General features: G+C 63.1%; 22 protein-coding genes. 12 read left to right on the forward strand and 10 right to left on the reverse strand.

Translation table 11 applies throughout. The annotated features are described in order from the left end of the window. Positions 1-116 precede the first annotated feature (116 nt). A complete protein-coding gene (gene ndk / locus EYE42_RS03930; RefSeq protein WP_130990012.1) occupies positions 117-539 on the forward strand; it encodes a nucleoside-diphosphate kinase in 423 nt (140 codons plus the stop codon). Positions 540-1,043: 504 nt separating this feature from the next. On the opposite strand, the gene EYE42_RS03935 is transcribed toward ndk, so the two are convergent. After that, positions 1,044-1,514, reverse strand: coding sequence for a hypothetical protein (locus tag EYE42_RS03935; protein ID WP_130990013.1), 471 nt, complete (start codon positions 1,512-1,514; stop codon positions 1,044-1,046). Between the two features lie 240 nt (positions 1,515-1,754). Here EYE42_RS03935 and fabD point away from each other — a divergent pair, with 240 nt between their 5' ends. The 4 genes from fabD (at position 1,755) to dps (ending at position 4,455) form a co-directional block, all read left to right on the forward strand. Next, positions 1,755-2,681, forward strand: coding sequence for an ACP S-malonyltransferase (fabD, locus tag EYE42_RS03940; protein ID WP_130990014.1), 927 nt, complete (start codon positions 1,755-1,757; stop codon positions 2,679-2,681). A 41-nt stretch (positions 2,682-2,722) separates the two neighbouring features. Next, positions 2,723-3,460, forward strand: coding sequence for a 3-oxoacyl-ACP reductase FabG (fabG, locus tag EYE42_RS03945; RefSeq protein ID WP_130990015.1), 738 nt, complete (start codon positions 2,723-2,725; stop codon positions 3,458-3,460). A 147-nt stretch (positions 3,461-3,607) separates the two neighbouring features. Beyond that, on the forward strand, positions 3,608-3,841 hold the full coding sequence (locus EYE42_RS03950; protein ID WP_089387089.1) for an acyl carrier protein: 234 nt from the start codon (positions 3,608-3,610) through the stop codon (positions 3,839-3,841). A 107-nt stretch (positions 3,842-3,948) separates the two neighbouring features. After that, complete coding sequence (gene dps, locus EYE42_RS03955; protein WP_281277798.1) at positions 3,949-4,455, forward strand: DNA starvation/stationary phase protection protein Dps; 507 nt, start codon at positions 3,949-3,951, stop codon at positions 4,453-4,455. A 15-nt stretch (positions 4,456-4,470) separates the two neighbouring features. Here the strand turns inward: dps and EYE42_RS03960 are convergent, their stop codons facing one another. Then, entirely contained in the window at positions 4,471-5,289 is an 819-nt protein-coding gene (locus tag EYE42_RS03960) for a sulfotransferase family protein (protein WP_130990017.1), read from the reverse strand. A 129-nt stretch (positions 5,290-5,418) separates the two neighbouring features. Between EYE42_RS03960 and EYE42_RS03965 the strand changes: the two genes are divergently transcribed. Both EYE42_RS03965 and EYE42_RS03970 read left to right on the forward strand, forming a co-directional pair. Continuing rightward, on the forward strand, positions 5,419-6,993 hold the full coding sequence (locus tag EYE42_RS03965; protein WP_130990018.1) for a DUF5928 domain-containing protein: 1,575 nt from the start codon (positions 5,419-5,421) through the stop codon (positions 6,991-6,993). A gap of 16 nt (positions 6,994-7,009) precedes the next feature. Further along, entirely contained in the window at positions 7,010-7,393 is a 384-nt protein-coding gene (locus EYE42_RS03970) for a histidine triad nucleotide-binding protein (RefSeq protein ID WP_130990019.1), read from the forward strand. On the opposite strand, the gene EYE42_RS03975 is transcribed toward EYE42_RS03970, so the two are convergent. Then, the gene (locus tag EYE42_RS03975) at positions 7,390-8,313 is read right to left on the reverse strand and encodes an ABC transporter ATP-binding protein (protein WP_130990020.1); all 924 of its coding nucleotides are present in this window, start codon (positions 8,311-8,313) and stop codon (positions 7,390-7,392) included. The genes EYE42_RS03970 and EYE42_RS03975 overlap by 4 nt on opposite strands. 162 nt (positions 8,314-8,475) lie before the next feature. Between EYE42_RS03975 and EYE42_RS03980 the strand changes: the two genes are divergently transcribed. Continuing rightward, positions 8,476-8,664: a zinc-finger domain-containing protein gene (locus EYE42_RS03980; RefSeq protein ID WP_130990225.1), complete on the forward strand. Its 189-nt coding sequence runs from the start codon at positions 8,476-8,478 to the stop codon at positions 8,662-8,664. An 8-nt stretch (positions 8,665-8,672) separates the two neighbouring features. On the opposite strand, the gene EYE42_RS03985 is transcribed toward EYE42_RS03980, so the two are convergent. Continuing rightward, positions 8,673-8,831, reverse strand: a complete 159-nt coding sequence (locus EYE42_RS03985; RefSeq protein ID WP_130990226.1) for a DUF2256 domain-containing protein — start codon at positions 8,829-8,831, stop codon at positions 8,673-8,675. Between the two features lie 95 nt (positions 8,832-8,926). Here EYE42_RS03985 and polA point away from each other — a divergent pair, with 95 nt between their 5' ends. Beyond that, positions 8,927-11,740: a DNA polymerase I gene (gene polA, locus EYE42_RS03990; RefSeq protein WP_130990021.1), complete on the forward strand. Its 2,814-nt coding sequence runs from the start codon at positions 8,927-8,929 to the stop codon at positions 11,738-11,740. A 95-nt stretch (positions 11,741-11,835) separates the two neighbouring features. On the opposite strand, the gene EYE42_RS03995 is transcribed toward polA, so the two are convergent. From EYE42_RS03995 to hemN, 4 genes are all read right to left on the reverse strand, one after another. Then, positions 11,836-12,768, reverse strand: a complete 933-nt coding sequence (locus tag EYE42_RS03995) for a GGDEF domain-containing protein (RefSeq protein ID WP_130990022.1) — start codon at positions 12,766-12,768, stop codon at positions 11,836-11,838. Continuing rightward, a complete protein-coding gene (locus EYE42_RS04000; RefSeq protein WP_130990023.1) occupies positions 12,765-15,572 on the reverse strand; it encodes a hybrid sensor histidine kinase/response regulator in 2,808 nt (935 codons plus the stop codon). Before EYE42_RS04000 ends, EYE42_RS03995 begins: the two co-directional genes overlap by 4 nt. Beyond that, a complete protein-coding gene (locus EYE42_RS04005; protein ID WP_130990024.1) occupies positions 15,569-15,958 on the reverse strand; it encodes a hypothetical protein in 390 nt (129 codons plus the stop codon). Before EYE42_RS04005 ends, EYE42_RS04000 begins: the two co-directional genes overlap by 4 nt. Before the next feature lie 248 nt (positions 15,959-16,206). Beyond that, positions 16,207-17,562 carry an oxygen-independent coproporphyrinogen III oxidase gene (gene hemN / locus EYE42_RS04010; RefSeq protein ID WP_130990025.1) on the reverse strand — a complete coding sequence of 452 codons (1,356 nt, stop codon included), beginning with the start codon at positions 17,560-17,562 and terminating at the stop codon, positions 16,207-16,209. A 44-nt stretch (positions 17,563-17,606) separates the two neighbouring features. On the opposite strand from hemN, the gene fnrL reads away from it, so the two are divergent. Next, positions 17,607-18,356 carry a transcriptional regulator FnrL gene (gene fnrL / locus EYE42_RS04015; RefSeq protein WP_246020586.1) on the forward strand — a complete coding sequence of 250 codons (750 nt, stop codon included), beginning with the start codon at positions 17,607-17,609 and terminating at the stop codon, positions 18,354-18,356. A 108-nt stretch (positions 18,357-18,464) separates the two neighbouring features. On the opposite strand, the gene EYE42_RS04020 is transcribed toward fnrL, so the two are convergent. Next, positions 18,465-19,244, reverse strand: coding sequence for an MBL fold metallo-hydrolase (locus EYE42_RS04020; RefSeq protein WP_130990026.1), 780 nt, complete (start codon positions 19,242-19,244; stop codon positions 18,465-18,467). 128 nt (positions 19,245-19,372) lie between these two features. Between EYE42_RS04020 and EYE42_RS04025 the strand changes: the two genes are divergently transcribed. Together EYE42_RS04025 and EYE42_RS04030 are read left to right on the forward strand one after the other, a co-directional pair. Beyond that, entirely contained in the window at positions 19,373-20,431 is a 1,059-nt protein-coding gene (locus EYE42_RS04025) for a saccharopine dehydrogenase (RefSeq protein WP_130990027.1), read from the forward strand. Positions 20,432-20,515: 84 nt separating this feature from the next. Next, positions 20,516-21,721, forward strand: coding sequence for a PQQ-dependent sugar dehydrogenase (locus EYE42_RS04030; protein ID WP_130990028.1), 1,206 nt, complete (start codon positions 20,516-20,518; stop codon positions 21,719-21,721). A 13-nt stretch (positions 21,722-21,734) separates the two neighbouring features. Here the strand turns inward: EYE42_RS04030 and EYE42_RS04035 are convergent, their stop codons facing one another. After that, positions 21,735-22,178, reverse strand: a complete 444-nt coding sequence (locus EYE42_RS04035) for a DUF3775 domain-containing protein (protein ID WP_130990029.1) — start codon at positions 22,176-22,178, stop codon at positions 21,735-21,737. Positions 22,179-22,194 lie beyond the last annotated feature (16 nt).

A 22,194-nucleotide genomic window follows, 5' to 3' on the forward strand; every position in this document is an offset into this window, starting at 1 on the left:
TGGCTGTTTCGCGCCCATCATGCCCGCCTTGCCCGGCAATGCCATCCCTGATAACCGGGCGCGGATTTCAGACCGCGGCGGGGCTGGCCCGCCGGACACAGCAAGGGGACGCCTTCATGGCCATCGAACGCACGCTTTCCATCATCAAGCCCGACGCCACCCGCCGCAACCTGACCGGCAGGATCAACGCGAAATTCGAGGACGCGGGCCTGCGCATCATCGCGCAGAAACGCATCAAGCTGTCGCCGGAACAGGCGGGCAAGTTCTACGAGGTCCACAAGGACCGCCCCTTTTACGGCGAACTGGTCGAGTTCATGGCGTCCGAGCCGGTCGTGGTGCAGGTGCTGGAAGGCGAGGGCGCCATTGCCAAGAACCGCGAGGTGATGGGCGCCACCAACCCCGCCCAGGCCGACGAAGGCACCATCCGCAAGGAATTCGCCCTGTCGGTGGGCGAGAACTCGGTCCACGGGTCCGACGCGCCCGAGACGGCCAGGGAGGAGATCGCGTTCTTCTTCTCGGGGCTGGAACTGGTCGGGTGAGGGGCTGAAGGGCCTGGGGTGAGACGGGAAGGGGCCGGGTGGCCCCTCCCTTTTTATAAGATTAAGTTATAAAGAACGGTATATTACTGGTTTTCTAAGCCAGTAATTTGATCCATTCCACTTGTGACTGCATCCATCCCACATTCGAGACAGTCTTGAAGTGTATTTTGTACTTCATCGACACGTTCTGATATACTGTCGGCTTCCTGGACATCCTGGAAGCCTTGATTCACTCGATCCTGAATGTAAGTGCCTGCATTATCAACTGTGCATCCCGAGTCACCAGCTGGACAGCGACCTTGGCTTGAGGCCGATCCAACTCCTACAGTTATGGAGAGGGCTATAAAGGTAACCAAGCGTGAAACTGATCTCATTGCTTTTTCCCTTCTGTTGCAGATATATTGGATATGGTTTAGTAGAGGCTAAGCAAGTCCACTCGAAGATTCCTAGAAAAATTTCAATTACTTACTGCCCATATCTCCTACCTCACCGGAGCAGCGTCTTTTAGAACTTTTGTGTCGCAGCGCTGCACTTATATGTGTATCGAGTCTGGCCGTACTTGCTCATACTATATATGTCAGATTTTGTGAGTGGACCTCTATTTTTTCCCAATTGCAAATTACCAAATGCTGTTTCATATAAAAAACCTGAAAATCTGTCTAATCTGTTTATAGAGCAAAGACGTTCATCGCATGCTATGGATATTATTTCGGAATAGTTATTTACATATTCATCACCGTTCCCGCTTTTTCCAGAAATATTTTTAGGTTCAAATGAAAATATTTTAGTCCTAAGCGCTGCAGAAGCACAATCCCATGGCGGGCTGTCGACCGCAACGCAGTCAACAAATTCACAGGCTAGCCAAACTGAATCCTGGGCATTGCCAGGGGATGCGGCAATAGCTGAAAAAATAATCTGTAATGCTGCCAGTACACCAAGGGAATGAGTTCCATCTGCTAATTTTTGACGCAGCATAAATATACTCCCCATTTAGGTATACGGGAATCTACGGTGCATGCAAGTGTAAGCCAGGTGCTTACTTTGATCATATCATACTTTCCTGACTACGTCGAACAAGTTTTTATATTTTTGTTAAGGTATACTTACACCCGTTACTGACACGGTTGTTGTTTGCATATAGCCTAAATCATCCCCTTTCCCTACCACCCCCATCCGCGCTATCCCTCCTGAACCAACCCCCCTTAGGAGGCCCCCATGCGCGCATTCGTCTTTCCTGGCCAAGGCGCTCAGGCCGTCGGCATGGGGCGCGAGCTGGCCGAGGCCTATCCGGCGGCGCGCGACGTGTTCGACCAGGTGGACGAGGCGCTAGGGGAAAAGCTTTCGGACCTGATCTGGAACGGCGACATCGAGACCCTCACCCTGACGCAAAACGCGCAGCCCGCGCTGATGGCAACCTCGGTCGCGGCGTTCCGGGCGCTCGAATCCGAAGGCCTCACCATCCAGGACGCGAATTTCGTGGCGGGGCATTCGCTGGGCGAATACTCGGCGCTCTGCGCGGCGGGGTCGCTGACGCTCGAGGATACGGCGCGGCTTTTGCGCCTGCGCGGGCAGGCCATGCAAGAGGCCGTGCCGGTGGGCCAGGGCGCGATGGCCGCGATCCTGGGCCTGGATTTCGCCACCGTCGATCACATCGCCCGAGAGGTCGCGGGCGACGAGGTCGTGCAGGCCGCCAATGACAACGATCCGGGCCAGGTGGTGATCTCGGGCCACAGGGGCGCAGTGGAGCGCGCGGCCGAGGCGATGAAGGCGGCGGGGGCCAAGCGGGCGGTGATGCTGCCGGTCTCGGCCCCGTTCCATTCGGTGCTGATGCAGCCCGCCGCCGCCGTGATGGCCAATGCCCTGGCGGCCGTGGATATCCAGCCCCCCGCCGTGCCGCTGATCGCCAATGTCCGCGCCGAGGCCGTGGTCGAACCCGGCGCGATCCGCCGGCTGCTGGTCGAACAGGTGACGGGCACGGTCCGCTGGCGCGAATCCATCGCCAACATGGCCGAGGCCGGCGTGACCGAGTTCTGGGAAATCGGCGCCGGCAAGGCGCTGTCGGGGATGATCAAGCGCATCGCCAGGGACATCAGCGTCCGCAACGTGGGTGTCCCCGCCGATATCGCGGCGCTGAAGGGCTGAGGTTGCCCTTCGGGTATTTGGACAACGAAGAAGGATCAGGCATGTTCGATCTGACAGGCAAGACGGCGTTGGTCACGGGTGCATCCGGCGGCATCGGCGGGGCCATCGCGCAGGCGCTGCACGGGGCGGGCGCCACCGTCGCCCTGTCGGGCACGCGCGAGGGGCCGTTGGGGGAACTGGCAGCCGGATTGGGCGAGCGCGCCCATGTGGTGCCCGCGAACCTGTCAGACCCCGAGGCCGCGGCCCGGCTGGTCAAGGACGCGGCCGGGGCGATGGGATCGGTGGACATCCTGGTCAACAATGCCGGAATCACGCGCGACAACCTGTTCATGCGCATGTCGGACGACGAATGGGCGCAGGTGCTGGAGGTGAACCTGTCCAGTGTGTTCCGCCTGTCGCGCGCGGCGCTGCGCGGCATGATGAAGGCCCGCTGGGGGCGGATCGTGTCCATCACCTCGGTCGTGGGGGCTACGGGCAATCCGGGGCAGGGCAACTATGCCGCCGCCAAGGCGGGGCTGGTGGGGATGTCCAAGTCGCTGGCCTATGAGGTCGCAAGCCGGGGCATCACCGTGAACTGCGTGGCGCCGGGATTCATCGAGACGCCTATGACCGACAGCCTGACCGACGATCAGAAGGACAGGATTCTGGGCCAGATCCCCACAGGCCGCATGGGCCGCCCGGACGAGATCGCGGCGGCGGTCCTGTATCTGGCCAGCCCCGAGGCGGGATATGTGACCGGAGCCACCCTGCATGTGAATGGCGGCATGGCAATGGTCTGACAATGCCACGCCAAGCAAAAGCGGTTGCAACAGGGTTCGCGGGTGCTATATCCCCGGCTTGAGCAGCAGGGAAACCGCCCTGTGCCGAAGCGAATTATGCGTTCGCGGATAACTTTGGGCGGATGCCCGCGAGAATGAGGATGTGACATGAGCGATATCGCTGATCGCGTGAAGAAGATCGTGGTCGAGCATCTGGGCGTCGAGGAAGACAAGGTGGTCGAATCCGCCTCGTTCATTGACGATCTGGGCGCCGACAGCCTTGACACCGTGGAACTGGTCATGGCGTTCGAGGAAGAATTCGGGATCGAAATTCCCGACGACGCCGCCGAAACGATCCAGACCGTCGGCGATGCCGTGACCTTCATCAAGGGCGCGGTCTGACGCGATCACCGGCCCACAGTTATGTCAGGAACGGCGTCCCTTGGGGCGCCGTTGTCGTTTCCGGCCGCCCGAACCCTGATGGAACCCCGCCCGGCCGCAGCCGTTGGATGGCAAATCACGCACAACGGAAGGAGCCGGTCATGGCTGTCGAACTGAAGGGGCTGTCCGACAATGCCCGCAAGACCTCGATTTCAGAGTTGAACGGGCGGCTGGCCGATTCGATCGCCTTGGTTCTGGCGGTCAAGCAGGCGCATTGGAATGTGAAGGGCCGAAACTTCATCGCCGTGCATGAACTGTTCGATACCATCCATGACAATCTGCGCGGCCATATCGACGTAATGGCCGAACGGGTGCAGCAACTGGACGGTGTAGCCATCGGCACTGTGCAAAAGGTGGCGGGCGCAAGCGGCGTGGCAGAATACCCGACCGATATGACCAAGGCCGAGGATCATATCAAGGCCTTGTGCGAACGTTACCGCGACCATGGCGAAAAGCTGCGATCAGCCATCGACGCGACGGACGAGGCGGGCGATGCCGATACCGCCGACATCTTCACGGCCGCCTCGCGCAGCGTGGACAAGGATCTGTGGTTCATGGAAAGCCATCTGGAGTGATGGCTTCCCTTGGCCTCAGCAGCCCAATTTCGCATGAACCTCGTCCAAGTCGATCTCGCCCAGGGGCATCTTGTTGTCGGGGTTGTCGAAATCGTACTGGAAAAGCTGGAAGTCATCCTTGTAGATTTCCCAGATCAGATGCCGTGACAGGTCATCGAAATAAGCGCTGACTGGATAGGCGCGCTTGGGGCCGTGGCCTTCGGATTCGTTGAAGCGGGGAACACGTGACAAATCCACCGCGACCGGGGTGCGGGCCGATTGCAGGATCTGCGCCATGCCGTCATTCAGGGTTTCGGTGAACAGAATGCGGTCGTAATGGCCGCCATTCGCGATGAAGGTTCCGATATGGCCCGACATCGATGACCAATGGATGTCGGGTTCCATCGGCTTGCGCCAGCGGATCGTGTCGCGCGCAAACAGCAGGAACCGGCGAAAGCTGGCGATCTGGTCAAAGGCAAAGCCGTTTTCCAGGCTGCCGACATCCACCCCATATTGCTGGGCAAGCTGAGGCACGAGATTGCCGCGATAGCGCCGGCCGTTTCGCTGGATGCCGGCGATCTTGTCGAAGAACGATGACAGGATTCGCGCATAGGGATTGCGCACGCAGGTAAAGGCCAGGGCATTGCCATGCCTTACGGCGTTTTCGATTGCCGGCTTGCTGTGGTCCTGCGACCATTTGTGCAGCCCCGTGGCGGAATCGTGGATATCGCCGTCGAAGAACCGGCCGTGGTCGGAAAAGAACATGATCTGTCCAATGGTCGAACAGGCGCATTTCGGCACCACCCGATAGATCAGGCCTTCGCTTTCCGTCATCCAGACGCCGGGATAGCCCATTGTCGCCCATCCTTTCTGAACGCGGTCCGGCTTGTCGTGGCGCGGCAAAGGCGTTTACACACAGAATACTGCTCAAGCACAAGTTGCATCGGCTTTCGATTAGCACGTCACAGGTTAAGAATCCGCCTCATGGTCCGCATTGCCTTTATCTTGCTGGCGCACAAGGATCCGCAGGGCATCGTCGAACAGGTCCGACGGCTGACGGCCCTGGGTGATTACGTTATCCTGCATTACGACCGCAACGCACCGGCACAGGATTACCGGATGATCCGGCAGGCCCTGGCGGGCCAGTCAGGGGTTGCCTTTGCCTCGCGGCGATACCGGTGTGGCTGGGGGGAATGGTCTTTGGTTGCCGCCAGTCTGTCGGCGCTGCGCAGGGCCGAACAGCAGTTTCCCCAAGCCACGCATTTCTATCTTCTGTCGGGCGACTGCATGCCCATCAAGTCAGCGGATTATGCGCGGGTCTTTCTGGACCGGGACGATGCCGACTACATCGAATCCTTCGATTTCTTCAAAAGCGATTGGATCAAGACAGGTCTTCGCGCCGAGCGGCTGATCTATCGGCACTGGTTCAACGAACGTCGCAACGCGCGGCTTTTCTATGCCGGTTTGCGGCTGCAAAAGGCGCTGCGTCTCGAACGCGCGCCACCTGCGGGCGTCCAGGTGATGATCGGGTCGCAATGGTGGTGCCTGCGCCGAACGACGGTCGAATCGATGCTGGCGCTGCTGGATCGGCGTCCCGACTTGCCGCGCTTTTTCCGCACCACCTGGATTCCGGATGAAACCTTTTTCCAGACCCTTGTCGCCCATGTCGTCCCCAAGGAGGAGATCCGGCGTCGGTCGCCGACCTGCCTGTTGTTCACCGATTACGGAATGCCGGTGACGTTTTACAATGACCATTATGACCTGCTGATCCGGCAGGATTATCTTTTTGCCCGCAAGATCAGTCATGAAGCACAGGATCTGCGGACACGTCTGGGCCAGTTGTGGCAGGCCGAGGGGATTGGGTTCGTCATCACCAACGAAGCCCCGGCGCTGTTTCGCTTTCTGACCGCACGCGGTCGCGCGGGGCGCCGGTTTGCCCCCCGCTTCTGGGAAGATGACCAGGCGGCGCCGCATCATGTCCTGTGTCTGATCGTGGCCAAGAAATGGCATGTCGCCAAACGGCTGACGGCGGCCATCCGGACGCAAACTGACATTCCGGCCGTCGATTACCTGTTCAATGAACGCGAAGCGGCGTTGCCTGACCTGGGCGGCATCGCCTCGACCCTGAGCAAGCGGGAACGGCATCGCCGTGCGCTGGTGCGCTTGCTGATGGACGCTTTCGGAACCCGCAAGCTGGTTCTGTGCCTCGACCCTGCGGCCGTGCCGCTGATCGCCGATTTGGCAGCCGACCGGGCGGAAACGCGCATCTTGTTCATCGACAGCCCCCTGGACGAAGCCTATCTGCGCGGCCACCTGCGCCGCACCGGGCTGGCTGGGGACGGCACCCCCGATACGGTGATCCGGCAGTTGCTGCCCGTGGTCGCCCGCGATCTGGCCCATGAGGCCCAGCACCTGCGCGACATGCGGTTTGCGCGGTTCGACACCTTGTCGGCTGATGCCCCGGCGGATGCGAATGCCCAGGCACTTGCGCGCTTTCTGGACATCGCGCCAACTGTGGCCCAGGATCTGGCCCGGACGCCGCATCTGTTCACTGACTGAGCACAGGACCCCCTTCATGCCGCTTGCCTATGACGACACCAACATCTTCGCCCGCATCCTGCGGGGCGAAATCCCCTGCACAAAGGTCGCCGAGAACGATCATGCCTTGGCCTTTCGCGACATCGCGCCCAAGGCGCCCGTGCATGTTCTGGTGATTCCCAAGGGTGCTTATGTCAGCTTCGACGATTTCGCGGCCCATGCCTCGGATGCCGAGATCGCGGGCTTTACCCGCCTTTGCGCCGAGGTCTGCCGGAGCGAGGGCGTGGGGCTGGAGGGAGGCAACCCCGGCTTTCGCGCCATTACCAATGCCGGACCCCACGGCGTGCAGGAAGTCCCGCACTATCACCTGCATATCATGGGCGGGCGGATGATGGGGCCGATGGTGTCCCCGCGCGACTAGGCGCGCGTCATCTCGACGAACACATCCTCGAGATCCGGCTGCTCGGTGGCCACGTCCAGGATCGGAACACCCGCGCCGCGCAGCGCGTCCAGCAGGTGATCGGCCCGGATGCGCGAGGGCGGATAGCTGATGGCCAGCCGTCCGTCGCCCCGCCATTCGGGATGGGCGCCATCGGGCAGCGCGGGCAGGGCCACGCGCCCGCCTGTGTCCAGAACCATTGTCTTGCCGTCGGCGCGCGACAGCAGGCTCTGCGTGTCCTGCCGCACGACCAGTTCGCCGTGGTTGATGATGGCGATCTCGTCGCACATCTGCTCGGCCTCCTCCAGATAGTGCGTGGTCAGGATGATGGTCATGCCCTGCCGGTTCAGCGCCCGGACGTTCTGCCACAGCATTTCGCGCAGGGTGATGTCCACGCCCGCGGTGGGTTCGTCCAGGACCAGAATCTGCGGTCGGTGGACCAGGGCCTTGGCCAGCAGCAATCGGCGGCGCATCCCGCCCGACAGGTTGCGGGCATAGGCATTGGCCTGGTCGGTCAGGCCCACCAGCTCCAGCAGTTGATCCGTCCAGCGTTCGGATTTGGGCACGCCATAGAGGCCCGCCTGAACCTCGAGACTGGCGCGCGGGGTGAAGAACGGGTCCATGTTCAGTTCCTGCGGCATCACCCCGATGGCCGCGCGCGACTGACGCGGGTTCACATCCTGGTCGAACCCCCAGATCGTGACCTTGCCAGCGGTCTTGTTGACCAGCCCCGCAAGGATGTTGATCAGCGTCGATTTGCCGGCCCCGTTCGGACCCAGCAGGCCGAAGATGCTGCCTGCCGCAATGGTCAGGTCGATGCCTTTCAGGGCCTCCTTGGCGGGTGCGGTCCCCTGGGCGGCATAGGTCTTGCGCAATCCCGCGATCTCGATGGCGTTCGGCATGGTCTGGTTCCCCCGGCGGGTTGCGACGGCTTGCGAAGGCAAGCGGCGCTGCGGTATGGGGAATAACACCAGATGCCGCCCGCCGCCACAAGAAGGCCAGCCATGACGCGATACGTGATCCCGGAAAACTCGCTGTCCACGGAACAGACCGATCTCTCCGAACTGAAGCTGCCGGCGCCCGAAACGCAGATCGTCACCCAGTGGAAGATTGCCTGCGACGGCGACGACGCTGCCGGCATGGGCCATCCGCGCGTCTGGCTGGCCATTTCGCCCATTACCGGCTTTGTGGATTGCGGCTATTGCGACAAGCGTTTCGTGATCGACCGCGACCATGCCCATGACGATCACTGACGCCAGGATCACGGGTCTGGCTTGACGGCCTTGGCCCCCCGGCATTTGTCCGAACAGTATCTGACCTGATCCCAGTCGCGCGCCCATTTCCGGCGCCATGCGAATGGACGCCCGCAGCAGGCGCAGATCTTGCTGGGCAGGTCGCCCTTGCGCCGCATCTTGGGCATCGCCACCTCGGGACATCTGGCCGGGTTCAGGGCACGGCTGGAAACCATCGCGCGATCATGCCAGAACCGGCATCGGAAACGAAAGGAACATGGCCATGAGCGAGGGTTTCGGCAAGGGCTGCCACCTGCACCTGATCGACGGATCGGCCTTCATCTTCCGCGCCTATCACGCCCTGCCGCCCTTGACGCGCAAATCCGACGGGCTGCCGGTCGGCGCCGTCGCCGGGTTCTGCAACATGCTGTGGAAATACGTCAGCGACGAACGGGGCAGCGATGCACCCACCCATGCGGCGGTGATCTTCGACCATTCGTCCAAGACCTTTCGCAACGACATCTACAACGCCTACAAGGCCAATCGCCCCGAACCGCCCGAGGATCTGCGCCCGCAGTTTCCGCTGACCCGCGACGCCACCCGCGCCTTCAACATCGCCTGCATCGAGACCCAGGGATATGAGGCCGACGACATCATCGCGGCACTTGCCTGCAAGGCGCGCGATGCGGGCGGCGCGGTCACGATCATCAGCAGCGACAAGGATTTGATGCAGCTTGTGGGCGACGGTGTGCAGATGCTGGACCCGATCAAGGGCAAGCCCATCGACCGCGACGAGGTGTTTGAAAAGTTCGGTGTATGGCCCGAACGCGTGGTGGATGTGCAGGCGCTGGCGGGCGATCCGACCGACAACGTGCCAGGCGCGCCGGGCATCGGCATCAAGACCGCCGCACAACTGATCACCGAATTCGGCGATCTGGAAAACCTGCTGGCCCGCGCTGATGAAATCAGGCAACCCAAGCGCCGACAGACCCTGATCGATCATGCCGAGCAGATCCGCATTTCCAGGCGGCTGGTGGAACTGGACTGCAACACGCCGCTGGATTTCACGCTGGAGAGCCTAGAGGTGAAGGCGCCAGATGCGCCGGCCCTGTTGGCCTTCCTCTCGGAAATGGAATTCCGCACGCTGACCGCCCGCGTGGCCGAACGCTTGGGGGCCGAGGCGCCCGCCGTCGTGTCCGCCCCCCTGCGCGACGCGCCTGCCGCCCCCGATCTGCCGCCCATCGACCGCGCGCTGTATGAAACGATCACTGATCAGGCCGGGCTGGACCGCTGGGTCGGGATGATCCGCGACACCGGTCAGGTCGCTATCGACACCGAAACCACCGGCCTTGATGAAATGCAGGCCGATCTGGTGGGCATTTGCCTGGCCGTGGCGCCGGGCCGGGCCTGCTATATTCCCGTGGGCCATGTGGCTGGAGGGGACGATCTGTTCGGCCAGTCTGCCCTGGTCGCCGGGCAATTGCCCCTGGATCAGGTTCTGGCGGCCCTGAAGCCGCTGCTGGAGGATCCGGCGATCCTGAAGATCGGCCAGAACCTGAAATACGACTGGAAGATGCTGGCCCGCCAGATCCCGGAATTGGGGGGCATCCGCATGACGCCGCTGGCCGACACCATGCTGATGTCCTACGCCCTGAACGCCGGCACCCACAACCACGGCATGGACGAACTGGCCGAGCGGTATCTGGGACACAAGTGCATCCCGATCAAGGATCTGATCGGGTCGGGCAAGGCGCAGATCAACTTTGGCCAGGTGGCCATCGACCAGGCGGCCCCCTATGCCGCCGAGGATGCCGAGGTCACGCTGCGGCTTTACAACCAGTTTGCGCCCATGTTGCCGGTCGAGCGGGTCACGACCAGCTATGAACTGACCGAACGCCCGATGGTGCCGGTTCTGGCCGATATGGAGATGGCCGGAATCCGCATCGACGGCGACGCGCTGCGCCGCATGTCAGGCGCCTTCGCGCAGAAGATGGCGGGGCTGGAGGACGAGATCTATGCCCTTGCGGGCCAGCGGTTCAATATCGGCTCCCCCAAGCAACTGGGTGAAATCCTGTTCGACAAGATGGGCCTTGCGGGTGGCAAGACGGGCAAGACCGGCGCCTTTTCCACCAGCGCCGACGTGCTTGAGGATCTGGCGGCCGAGGGCCATGACCTGCCATCCCGCATCCTCGACTGGCGGCAGATTTCCAAGCTGAAATCCACCTATACCGACGCGCTGCCGACCTTTGTGAACCCCGATACGGGCCGCGTCCATACCAGCTATTCAATTGCGGGCGCGCAGACCGGGCGGCTGGCATCCACGGATCCGAATTTACAGAACATCCCCGTCCGGACCGAGGAAGGCCGACGCATCCGCGAAGCCTTCATCGCGTCCGAGGGGCACCGGCTGGTCAGCCTGGACTACAGCCAGATCGAGTTGCGGATCCTGGCCCACGTCGCCGACATCCCGGCGCTGAAGCTGGCCTTTCGCGAGGGCATCGACATCCACGCCATGACCGCCAGCCAGATGTTCGGCGTGCCCGTCGAAGGCATGGATCCGATGATCCGCCGCCGCGCCAAGGCCATCAACTTTGGCGTGATCTATGGGATTTCCTCGTTCGGGCTGTCGCGCAACCTGCGCATTCCACGCGCCGAGGCGCAGGACTTCATCGACACCTACTTCCAGCGGTTTCCGGAAATCCGGGCCTATATGGATCGCACCATTGCAGACGCCAAATCCGACGGCTGCGTGCGCACCCTGTTCGGGCGGCGCATCAACACGCCCGGCATCAACCAGTCGGGTCCGGCGGCGGGCGGGGCGCGGCGCGCGGCCATTAACGCCCCGATCCAGGGCACGGCGGCCGACATCATCCGCCGCGCCATGATCCGGATGCCCGCAGCCGTCGCGCACCTGCCCGCGCAAATGCTGCTGCAAGTTCATGACGAACTGGTCTTTGAAGTGCGCGAGGATGCGGTGGAGGATCTGATCACGATCGCCCGAGACGTGATGGAGGCCGCGGCCGAACCGGCGGTAAAGCTGTCGGTGCCCTTGGTCGTCGATGCAGGTGCCGGCAGGAACTGGGCCGAAGCGCACTGACGGATGGATAGAAAGGGGCGGTTCGATGCCAGTCATCACGGCTGCCCGGCAATTGGCGGGATCGCTGCCACAGCCCAGGCTGGCCGTCGTGTGAATTACCGGCGGCCCGGCGGCGGCGCCAGGGCGGCACCCTCGCCGGTCACGCGGTTTCGGCCGGTCTCCTTGCTGCGGTAAAGCATCTGGTCGGCTTTCGAGATCCACATGTCGGCCGTCATGCCGGGCAAAAAGGTTCCTGTCGTCACGCCAAGGCTGACGGTTACGACCGGGCTGACGGGCGATCCGGCATGGGGGATCGCCATGGCTTCGACATCGGCACGGATCGCCTCGGCCACGGTCATGCCCCCGGCATGGCAGGTGTCGGGCAGGATGCAGGCGAATTCCTCGCCACCATAGCGGGCCCCGACATCGCGTCCGCGGTTCACATGGCTGCCCAGAACGGCGGCGACCCTTTGAAGGCAGCGATCACCCTCGAGATGGCCATAGGTGTCGTTGAAGCGCTTGAAATGATCGATGTCCATCAGGATCAGCGTCAGATCGCTGCCGTCCCGGCCTGACTGGCGCATTTCGCCCTGCAGGCGCTGTTCCAGCATGCGCCGGTTGCCCAGGCCGGTCAGATGGTCCTGCATCGCCAGCCCGGCCAACTGGTCGCGCATCCGTTTCATCTCGATATGGTTGCCGACCCTACGCCGCAGGGCGCTGGGTTGAAAGGGCTTGGTCACATAGTCGATGGCGCCGGCAGAAAGGCCCAGCACCTCGGCCTCGGTCGCATCAAGGCTGGTGGTGAAGATAACCGGCACATCCGACAGCGCCGCATCCCGCTTGAACAGCCTGCACACCTCGTAACCGTTCAGGCCGGGCATAAGGACATCAAGCAGGATCAGATCCGGTCCGGCGGCGTGGGCAATCTCCAGCGCCTGATTGCCGGACAGCGCAAAGCTGATCTCGTAATCATCGTCCAGCGCGGCGCTGACGATCTCGATATTGGCGATCTCGTCATCGACAACCAGGATGACGGGCTTGACGGTCATGCCAAGGCTCCCTCTGTGCTGTTGGGATAATCCCGATCGATCAGGGCGGAAGCGGTCGCATAGTCCAGCCGTTGCAGGGCCAGATGCAAGGGGTGGGCCAGCCGTGCCGCATCGTCAAGCTGCAACAGATCGGCCAGCCGTGCAAAGCCTTGCCGGGCCGACAGGCTGCGGCGCCCGATCTGTCCGCGGATCGTTGCCAGCGCCTGGGCCAGATGAACCGGGTCAACCCTGGATACCGGGATCAGCCCCGGCGATTCGCCTGCGGGGACCGCATCGGTCAACTGCAACCGTCCGGCCGCAGCCACGGCATGATCCAGCAGCGGTTCCAGTTCCGCAAGCAGGGGCGGTGCTTCCTGGGCCTTGCCTTCCGACAGGACGCGTTCGATCTGTCCGGCCAATGCGGCAACCTGCGCCAGTTCCAGCGATGCGGCCACCCCTCGCAGGGTATGGGCAAGGCGGTGGGCCTCTTCGGCCCGGCCATTCCAGAGCATCCCGGCCAGATCCTTGCAGAACCCGGCATAGCTTTCGGAAAACGACAGGATCAGCCGCCGCAACAGAGCCTCTTTTCCGTTGACCCGCCTGAGAGCCGCCGGAATGTCGAAGGGCGGCAGGGCAGGGGGCAGAATGCCGGCCTCGGCCGCATTCGGAACCGGCTGGGCAACGGGGGGCATACGCAGCCAGCGTTTCAGGGTGGCGATCAGATGTGCGGGATCGACGGGTTTTGCCAGATGGTCGTTCATGCCCGCGTCCAGACAGTTCCGACGTTCCTCGGCAAAGGCATGGGCCGTCATGGCGATGATCGGCAACCGTTCGGACGGCCAGGTTTCGCGGATGCGTCTGGTTGCGGTGATGCCGTCCATCTCGGGCATCTGGACATCCATCAGAACAGCGGCATAGTCCGCCGCCGCGTCATCGATCATCCGGCAGGCAATCGCGCCATTGGCGGCGCAATCGACCGCCAACCCTGCATCGATAAGGATTTCGGTGGCGATTTCCCGGTTGATCTCGTTGTCGTCGACCAGCAGGACGCGCAGCCCCTGCGGCAGGGACGCCCCTTGCCGAAGCGCGGCATGCGTCGTACCGATACGAGCCAACGGCACTTGGTTCAGCGCGTCGAGAAGACTTTCCGCGCTGACCGGCTTGCTGATGAACAGGTCGATTCCTTTGCCTGCGGCGTCCTGTCTGACCTCTTCGATGTTGTAGGAGGTCATCATCATGGTGAACGGGACCGGCACCGTGCCGAAGGCGTCCCGCAGGGCGTGCAGGGTTTCAACACCGTCCATGCCGGGCATCTTCCAGTCCAGGATCACAAGATCGTAGGGACGGTTCGTCTGCAGTGCGCGCCGGGCCAGCGTCAGGGCAAGATTGCCCGAATCCGCCGTGTCGATCGCCATGTCCCATTGCGCGAAGATTTCCTGCATGATCCGCAGCACGATGGGGTTGTCGTCCACCAGAAGGATACGCAGTTGCCGAACCTCATCCGAAGGCATGGCGCTGGACCGCGTCTGGTATTCCGGCACCCGGAGGGGGGTCATGATGGTGAATGTGCTGCCTTGGCCCGGCTCGCTTTCGGCGCGGATCCAGCCGTTCATCTGTTCAACGATCTGGCGGCAGATCGCCAGGCCCAGCCCGGTTCCGCCAAAACGGCGCGTGGTCGAACTGTCGGCCTGCATGAAGGGCGTGAACATGCGCGACAACTGTTCGGCGGTCATGCCGATGCCGTTGTCCGAGATTGCGGTTTCGATCTCGATCATGTCGCCGCTGCGCTTGACCACGCGCGCCACGATGGTGATCGTGCCATTGTCAGTGAACTTGATGGCATTTCCCAGCAGGTTGGTCAGAACCTGGTTCAGCCGGGTCGCGTCGCCGGCAAGAAGGGCCGGGATCTGGGGATCGAGATGCATCTCGATCCTGAGGTTTTTCTTGTGCAACGGTTCAGACAGCATCTGGACCAGATGGGACAGACCGGCACGGGGGTCGAAGACGACCTCATCCAGCGTCAGGTGGCCAGCCTCGTTCTTGGACAGGTCCAGAATGTCGTTCACCAGCCGCAGCAGGGTGACGCCAGCGCTTTTGATCTTGGTGATCTGGTCCCGCTGGCGGCTGTCCAGCGTGCTGCGCTGGATCAGGTGGCAAAAGCCGATGATCGCGTTGATGGGGGTGCGGATCTCGTGGCTCATGGTGGCCAGGAACATGCCCTTGGCCCGGCTGGCCTGTTCGGCCTCGTGGGTGCGCTGCTTCAGGATTTCGCCTTTGGCAACAAGTTCGGTCCCCATCCGCTCGATCCGGTTGACCGACCCGACGACCTTGTCGCGGACCCAGATCAGCACCATCATCTGAAAGATGACAAACACGGCGTGCAGCAGGACGCGGGCAAGATTTCCATCGTTTGAAAATACGGCCAGCGGCAGAAAATAAAGCAACACCAGATGGTGCAGCGCGGTCACCGCCGCGGCAATCAACAAGGTCGTGCGGTCGAACCATGCGATGACGAGAGCGAGCATGGTAAAGAAGTACATATGCATGTCCATCTGCCATTCATGCCCCTGCAACAGTGCCAGAAGCAGCGACGGCTGGGCCACCAGCAGGACGGCACTGACATAGCGCGTCACGGGGGCGGTGCCGTGACGATACCATGTCAGTTGATAAATGGTTGCCACTGCGGCACCGATCAACACTGCCGTCGAAACGGACATCGTTCCCCTTGAAAACGCGATGGATCCCAGCAGGGGGACGTGCAGCCAGAAAAACAATACCAGCAGATGCCCGAACCGCAGGCGCAAATGGTTCAATTCGTCGCTCATTCCGGCACCCTGTTTGAAACGCCACAGCCCGCAAAGGCAGAGGTCGGGGTCACCATCCAGGCCCCATGGGCGCGCGCGGTATCGGCAAAGCCCGGATCGTCGGACCAGGCGACCGCGACACCGGGCAGCATCCCGATCGCCACCACCCCGGCGCCGGCATCGTGGATCATTTCGGTGATGGCCCTGCGGTCAAACGACGGTGCGGCGATCACGATATACCGGCCCGACGCTTCCGTGCCCGGCATCAGGTTCACCACCACAAGGCAAAGCAACGCAAGGCAGGCCACCGCCATGGCGGGCAAGAGGTTGCCAAGGTTCGGCCGGTCGTCGTCGGCACAGGTCGCGGCAGAGCCGGAAGGTATCGAGGAGGGGTCGGGCAAATCCATTCGCGCCTTTGATGAGTCTTGCTGTACGTCACGCAAACATACTCGCGGATTTGCCAATCCGTGTGCGCAAAACACCTTCAATTTTAGCAAGACCGATCCCGAGGATCCTTGAGTATTAAGCAGTTAGCCCCAGGAACCGACAACCTTTCGACATATGAATCGCCTTTGTTCAGCGGATCGGCCGGCCGCGTTGCCACCATCCGTCAGAAGGCCCGCTTCATGGCGGGCGGATTATTCGTGCCCGCCCCTCATACGGCAGATGAGTGGCTGGCCGGGGCCGCCTGATAGGCGTCCAGCATGTTGGCAATCATCCGCGTCAGCGGTCGCCCCTCGGGGGCAATGCGCAGGCCCCAGGGGCCGACCTCGACCATGCCGCCGAACCGGGCGATCACCGGATCGAAGATCTGTTGCAACCGGACCGGGGTCAGGCCGTGGTCCCGGATCATTTCTTCTGCATCAATCGAAAAATCGCACATCAGTTGTTCGATCATCCGGCCGCGCCAGCGATCCTCGGGGGTGAAGGCATGGCCCCGCGCGTGGGGCAGGCGTCCGTTGCGTACGGCGGCGGTATAGGCCCCGGTCGCCGACGCGTTCTGTGCGTAGCCTTGGGGAAAGCGCGAAATCGACGAGGCGCCAAGACCCAGCAGAACCTGTGCCCGGTCCTCGGTATAGCCCTGAAAGTTTCGCCGCAGCCGACCCGAGCGTTGCGCCGCCGCCAGCCCGTCGCCGGGCCGGGCGAAATGGTCGATTCCGATCTCGGCATAGCCGTCCGCGACGAACAGGTCGCGGGCGGTCTGAAACAGGGACAGCCGATCCTCGTTGCCGGGCAGGGCATCTTCCGGAATCATCACCTGGCGCTTGGACATCCAGGGCACATGGGCATAGCCGTAAAGCGCCACCCGGTCCGGCGACAGGGCCAGCAATTTCTGAACCGTTTCCGAAATGCGGCTGCTATTCTGATAAGGCAGTCCATAAAGGATGTCGGCATTCAGGCTTGCGATGCCGTGGCTGCGGATCAGATCAACGGCGCGGGCCGTAAGTTCGAAGGATTGCTGGCGACCGATGGCGTCCTGAATCTTCGGGTCGAAGTCCTGCACCCCGATCGAGGCGCGATTCACCCCCGAGACCGCAAGTGCCGCCATACGGGGGGCGTCGATCTCCGACGGGTCGATCTCGACCGAGAATTCGGCATCATCGGTCATCGGAATGGCGGAAACGATTGCTTCGGCCAACCGCCGCATCTGGTCGGGCGGCAACAGCGACGGCGTGCCCCCACCCCAGTGCAGCCGCGACAGACGCAGGCCCTGCGGCAGGTGGCCGCGCAGCAGGTCCAGTTCGGCCAGAACCGTGTCCACATAGGCGATAACAGGGTCCAGCGTCCGGGTGCCCTGCGTGCGGCAGGCGCAGAACCAGCACAGCCTGCGGCAGAAGGGAACATGGACATACAGCGAGATCGCCGATCCCTCGGGGATGGAGTGCAGCCACGGCGCGACGATATGGGAATCGATGCCGGCCGTGAATTGCGTCGCGGGCGGATAGCTGGTGTATCGCGGAACGCGCGAATCGAACAATCCCAGCCGCTTCAGTTGCGATACCTTGCTCATGCGGTTAGGATTGCATCTTAGCGCGCGAGATTGCCTTGACCCAAATCAATGAAAAATCCGCCAGCCGCGACGGCCGGGAACGGTGCGGGGACTGCCCTATCCGTTACCGCGCGGTCTGTGCGCACTGCGAGGCCGACGAACTGGCCCTTCTGGAGGGCATGAAGCTTTACCGCAGCTTCGAACCCGGCCAGCCGATCATCTGGGAAGGCGACCGGATGGATTTCGTGGGGTCGGTCGTGACCGGCGTGGCCACCCTGACCCAGACGCTTGAGGATGGGCGCACGCAGATGGTGGGCCTGCTGTTGCCCAGCGATTTCCTGGGCCGGCCCAGCCGCGACCTTGCCCCCTACAACGCCGTTGCCGCGACCCGCGTTGTGTTGTGCTGCTTTCGCCGCAAGCCGTTCGAACAGATGATGCGCAGCACGCCCCATCTTGCGCATCGTCTGCTGGAAATGACCCTGGACGAACTGGACGCGGCGCGCGAATGGATGCTGCTTCTGGGCCGCAAGACCGCACGCGAAAGGATCGCGTCCTTCCTGACGCTTCTGGCGCGGCGCGAGGCGGCGCTGCACAAACGCCAGCCGGGCGGCCGGATGCAGATCGACCTGGCCCTGACGCGTGAGGCGATGGCGGATTATCTGGGGCTGACGCTGGAAACCGTCAGCCGCCAGATCAGCACGCTCAAGCGCGAAGGGGTGATCGAACTGGTGGGCAAGCGCGCCATCATTCTGACCGATTTCGAACGTCTGGCCGAAGAATCCGGCGACGATGCCGATGGGGGCTATCCGGACTGACCGGTCCTGCCGGACATGGCCGGCCTGGTCCCCCGTCCAGGGATGAAACCTGCAAGGCACCGGGCCGCAACGCGACAGTGCGCTGCCGCCCGGTTCAAGGGCGCAGGATCAACCCGCTGCGCCGGTCGGATACCAGTTCGCAAGGATCACAAGGCTGCCGGCGTCCGACGCCTCGACCAGACCGGCGAATTCCTGCACGTCGCTGTCGCGGTGGTGATAGGGAAAGACCGTGACGGGCCGGAACGCAGCCACCGCGTCGGCGGCCTGTTCGATCGTCATCGTATAGGGCAGGTTCATGGGCAGGAACGCGACCTCGATCCCCTCCAGGGCGCGCATCTCGGGTGTGTCCTCGGTATCGCCGGCGATATAGAACCGCTTGCCGCCAATCGTCAGCACATAGCCGTTGTCGCGGCCCTGGGGATGATATTGCAGCCGGTCGGGGGTGATGTTGTAGGCTGGAACAGCCTCGATCCGCATGCCCATTGTTTCGCCCTCGTCGCCATTGGCCATGGCGGTCGAACGGGATTGCATCTCGGCGGGCAGCATGGAATGGACCGCAGGGTTCGCGATGATCGCCACGGGGGGCAGGGCTTCTAGGGTCGGCAGGTCGTAGTGATCGCCATGTTCGTGGGTAATCAGGATCAGCGACGGCTGCGGCTTGCCTGCATAGGCCTCGGCGCCGCCTACCGGGTCGACATAGATGACACCGCCCGGAGTCTCGATCACCATCGAGGCGTGATCGACCGGATGAAAGATCACGTCGCCGCCATCCACAGGAAAGGAAAAGGAGGACTGCGTTTCCGCCTGGGCCATGGCAAGGCTGGGCAGAACGGTGGCGCCAAGGGCGGCGATGCCCAGCATCAGGCTGGCGCGGCGGCTGAGGATCATCGAGAACTCCGCTGTGAAGCATGTGAAACGATAGGGACGGGTGGGAACACGGATCACGCCTGCGGGGTTCCCTTGCCGTCGGTCGGCGCAGCGGGCAGGCTGGCACCGACCAGCCCGTCGAGGTGACGATGACTCATCTGTGGATCCGCGCCGAAAGCCGCCCGAACGAGGATCGTGCAGGCATCACCCCAGAGGGTGCGGCCGACCTGATGGCCCGGGGTTTTGCCGTCACTGTCGAGGACAGCCCCACCCGCGTCTTTCCGACGGACGCTTACGCGCGCGCCGGGGCCACCATCGTGCCGGCGGCAAGCTGGACCACGGCCCCCGACGATGCCATCGTCTTGGGGGTGAAGGAACTGCCCGCCGACGACACGCCGCTGCGCCATCGCCACATCATGTTCGGTCATGCCTACAAGGGTCAGCCTGAAGGGCAGGCCCTGCTGCGCCGCTTTCGCGAGGGGGGCGGGGTTCTCTATGATCTGGAATACCTGACCGATGACAACGGCCGCCGTCTGGCCGCCTTCGGATACTGGGCGGGATATGCAGGCGCGGCGGTCACGCTCAAGGCCTGGGTTGCGCAGCAGCGGGGCGGGATCTGCGGCCCCATCCACGCCTATGCCGACCGGGCGCTGTTGCTGGACGAATTGCGCGCGCAGATGGACGCGACCGGCCGCCACCGCCCGCACGCCCTGGTGATCGGTGCCAAGGGTCGCGTGGGCAGCGGGGCTGCCGACCTGCTTGTGGAACTTGGCGTGGCCGTCACCCGCTGGGACATGGCCGAGACCGCCCATGGAGGCCCGTTCCCCGAAGTGATGGCGCATGACCTGTTCATCAACGCGATCCTTGCCCGGCCGGGTGCGCCGGTCTTTGTGCCCCGCGACGGCGTGGCGCCGGGCCGGGCGCTGCGCGTCATCGGCGACGTGGCCTGCGATCCGGTCAGCGACTTTTCCCCCATAAAGGTCTATGACCGCGTAACCACCTGGAGCCAGCCGGTTCTGCGCGTGGCCGACCTCCCGCCGCTGGACGTGATGGCGATCGACAACCTGCCCTCGATGCTGCCGCGCGAAAGCTCGGTTGATTTCGCGCGGCAGTTGCTGCCGGTTCTTGCCTGCCTCGACCGTATCGACCACGGGGCCTGGGGCCGGGCCGCGGCCGTGTTTCGCGACCATGCCAACAGGCTGGACTGACACAGACGTGATGGTTGTGCGGGGAACGTGAGTGGACAGGGCGGGTTCGGCCAGTGTTCCCTAGTTAACGAAAGGCCCCTGTCCATGACCTTGCCTTGCCATTCGTCCCGCCTTTCCCTGCTGAGCGCAGGGGCCTTCCTTCTGGCCGGAACCGCGCTCGCGCAGGATTTCAACGCAGCGCCCCCCGAGGCCCCCGGTCAGGAGCCGGCCTTTCAAGGCCAGACCCGCGCGCCTGTCCTGGCGGACGACGTGGAATTGCAGCAGACCGTGTTGGTCGAAGGGCTGGACCATCCCTGGGGCCTTGCCGAATTGCCCGATGGTGCCTGGCTTGTAACCGAACGGTCGGGCAATCTGCGGATGGTCGGTCAGGACGGCACCCTGTCCGATCCCATCGCGGGGCTGCCGGATCTGGACACCCGCGACCAAGGTGGCCTGCTGGACGTGGCGGTGCGCGACGACTTCGCCGAAACCCGCCGGGTGTGGATCAGCTTTGCCCAGCCGCGCGACAACCGCAAGACTGCGACCGCCGTGGCCACGGGCACGCTGTCGGACGACAATGCAAGCCTGCAGAACGTGCAGGTGATCTGGCAACAGCAGCCGGCCTGGGATTCCACCAAGCATTACGGATCGGTTCTGGTGTTCGACAATGACGGCGGGTTGATCGTGACCACGGGCGAACGGTCCGTGCAGGACGCGCGCGTGTATGCCCAGAACGTCACCACGACGCTGGGCAAGGTCGTGCGCATCGATCCTGAAACCGGCGCCCCGATGGGTGATCCCGGCGTGGCCGAGGCCCTGCCCGAGATCTGGTCCTGGGGGCATCGCAACATCCAGGGCGCCGCGCTGGACGGTCAGGGGCGGCTATGGACCATCGAACATGGTCCCAAGGGCGGCGACGAGTTGAACCTTCCGCAGGCGGGCCGCAACTATGGCTGGCCCCGCGTTACCTATGGCGTCGAATACAGCGGTCAGTCGGTAGACGAGGGCAGCACCCAGCTTGCGGGCACCGAACAGCCCGTTTATTACTGGGATCCCGTGATCGCACCGGGTCAGATGACGTTTTACGACGGCAGGATGTTCCCTGACTGGCAGGGTGACCTGCTGATCGGCGGTCTTCAGGCCGAGGCTCTGGTGCGGCTTGACATGGACGGCGACCGCGTCGCGGGCGAGGCGCGCCACCTGCAGGGCATCGGACGTGTGCGCGAGGTCGAGGTGGCCCGCGACGGGTCGATCATGCTGCTGACCGACGAAGATAACGGCCGATTGATCCGGGTCACCTCTGCGCAGTAGGGAGGGATCGACGTCAGACGGGCCGCGTCACGTCATCCTCGGCATCTTCGGGCGAGATGCCGAGGGCTTCCAGCCCGGCCTCGAGCAGGTCGGCCAGGCGCGGCTCGCCCATCAGATAGCTTTCGGTGGGGGTGGTCCGCTCGATCCGGGCGGTTTCGATGGCTTGTTCCAATTCCTCGGGCTCGAAGCTCTCTCGGCCGATCCACATCACGGCCACCAGCGAGGCCTGCTCGTCCTCGTTGAGGGTGGCGATGAATTCGGAAAGCTCGCTTTGAATGCCGTGCTGCGGCCGGCTGCCCGAATGCGCCCAGGGATTGACGCCGATGAATTCGGAAAGCTCGCTTTGAATGCCGTGCTGCGGCCGGCTGCCCGAATGCGCCCAGGGATTGACGCCACTGTCGTATTCGCGGGCGCGGATGATGATATGGGCGATCTTGGCGGGACTGATTTGCAGCATGACGCGGCTCCTTGGA

The organism is Paracoccus subflavus (assembly GCF_004310345.1).
In the GTDB taxonomy this organism is placed as follows: domain Bacteria; phylum Pseudomonadota; class Alphaproteobacteria; order Rhodobacterales; family Rhodobacteraceae; genus Paracoccus; species Paracoccus subflavus.

Bases quoted from the DNA above. Each gene is read 5' to 3' on its own strand.
- EYE42_RS03970 (WP_130990019.1), top strand. From the start codon at position 7,010: ATGCCGCTTGCCTATGACGACACCAACATCTTCGCCCGCATCCTGCGG.
- polA (WP_130990021.1), top strand. From the start codon at position 8,927: ATGAGCGAGGGTTTCGGCAAGGGCTGCCACCTGCACCTGATCGACGGA.
- EYE42_RS04030 (WP_130990028.1), top strand. From the start codon at position 20,516: ATGACCTTGCCTTGCCATTCGTCCCGCCTTTCCCTGCTGAGCGCAGGG.
- EYE42_RS04035 (WP_130990029.1), bottom strand. From the start codon at position 22,178: ATGCTGCAAATCAGTCCCGCCAAGATCGCCCATATCATCATCCGCGCC.
- fabD (WP_130990014.1), top strand. From the start codon at position 1,755: ATGCGCGCATTCGTCTTTCCTGGCCAAGGCGCTCAGGCCGTCGGCATG.
- EYE42_RS03975 (WP_130990020.1), bottom strand. From the start codon at position 8,313: ATGCCGAACGCCATCGAGATCGCGGGATTGCGCAAGACCTATGCCGCC.
- fabG (WP_130990015.1), top strand. From the start codon at position 2,723: ATGTTCGATCTGACAGGCAAGACGGCGTTGGTCACGGGTGCATCCGGC.
- EYE42_RS03965 (WP_130990018.1), top strand. From the start codon at position 5,419: ATGGTCCGCATTGCCTTTATCTTGCTGGCGCACAAGGATCCGCAGGGC.
- EYE42_RS03935 (WP_130990013.1), bottom strand. From the start codon at position 1,514: ATGCTGCGTCAAAAATTAGCAGATGGAACTCATTCCCTTGGTGTACTG.
- EYE42_RS04005 (WP_130990024.1), bottom strand. From the start codon at position 15,958: ATGGATTTGCCCGACCCCTCCTCGATACCTTCCGGCTCTGCCGCGACC.
- EYE42_RS03995 (WP_130990022.1), bottom strand. From the start codon at position 12,768: ATGACCGTCAAGCCCGTCATCCTGGTTGTCGATGACGAGATCGCCAAT.
- EYE42_RS03950 (WP_089387089.1), top strand. From the start codon at position 3,608: ATGAGCGATATCGCTGATCGCGTGAAGAAGATCGTGGTCGAGCATCTG.
- dps (WP_281277798.1), top strand. From the start codon at position 3,949: ATGGCAAATCACGCACAACGGAAGGAGCCGGTCATGGCTGTCGAACTG.
- EYE42_RS03985 (WP_130990226.1), bottom strand. From the start codon at position 8,831: ATGCCCAAGATGCGGCGCAAGGGCGACCTGCCCAGCAAGATCTGCGCC.
- ndk (WP_130990012.1), top strand. From the start codon at position 117: ATGGCCATCGAACGCACGCTTTCCATCATCAAGCCCGACGCCACCCGC.
- EYE42_RS04025 (WP_130990027.1), top strand. From the start codon at position 19,373: ATGACTCATCTGTGGATCCGCGCCGAAAGCCGCCCGAACGAGGATCGT.
- EYE42_RS03960 (WP_130990017.1), bottom strand. From the start codon at position 5,289: ATGGGCTATCCCGGCGTCTGGATGACGGAAAGCGAAGGCCTGATCTAT.
- EYE42_RS04000 (WP_130990023.1), bottom strand. From the start codon at position 15,572: ATGAGCGACGAATTGAACCATTTGCGCCTGCGGTTCGGGCATCTGCTG.
- hemN (WP_130990025.1), bottom strand. From the start codon at position 17,562: ATGAGCAAGGTATCGCAACTGAAGCGGCTGGGATTGTTCGATTCGCGC.
- EYE42_RS04020 (WP_130990026.1), bottom strand. From the start codon at position 19,244: ATGATCCTCAGCCGCCGCGCCAGCCTGATGCTGGGCATCGCCGCCCTT.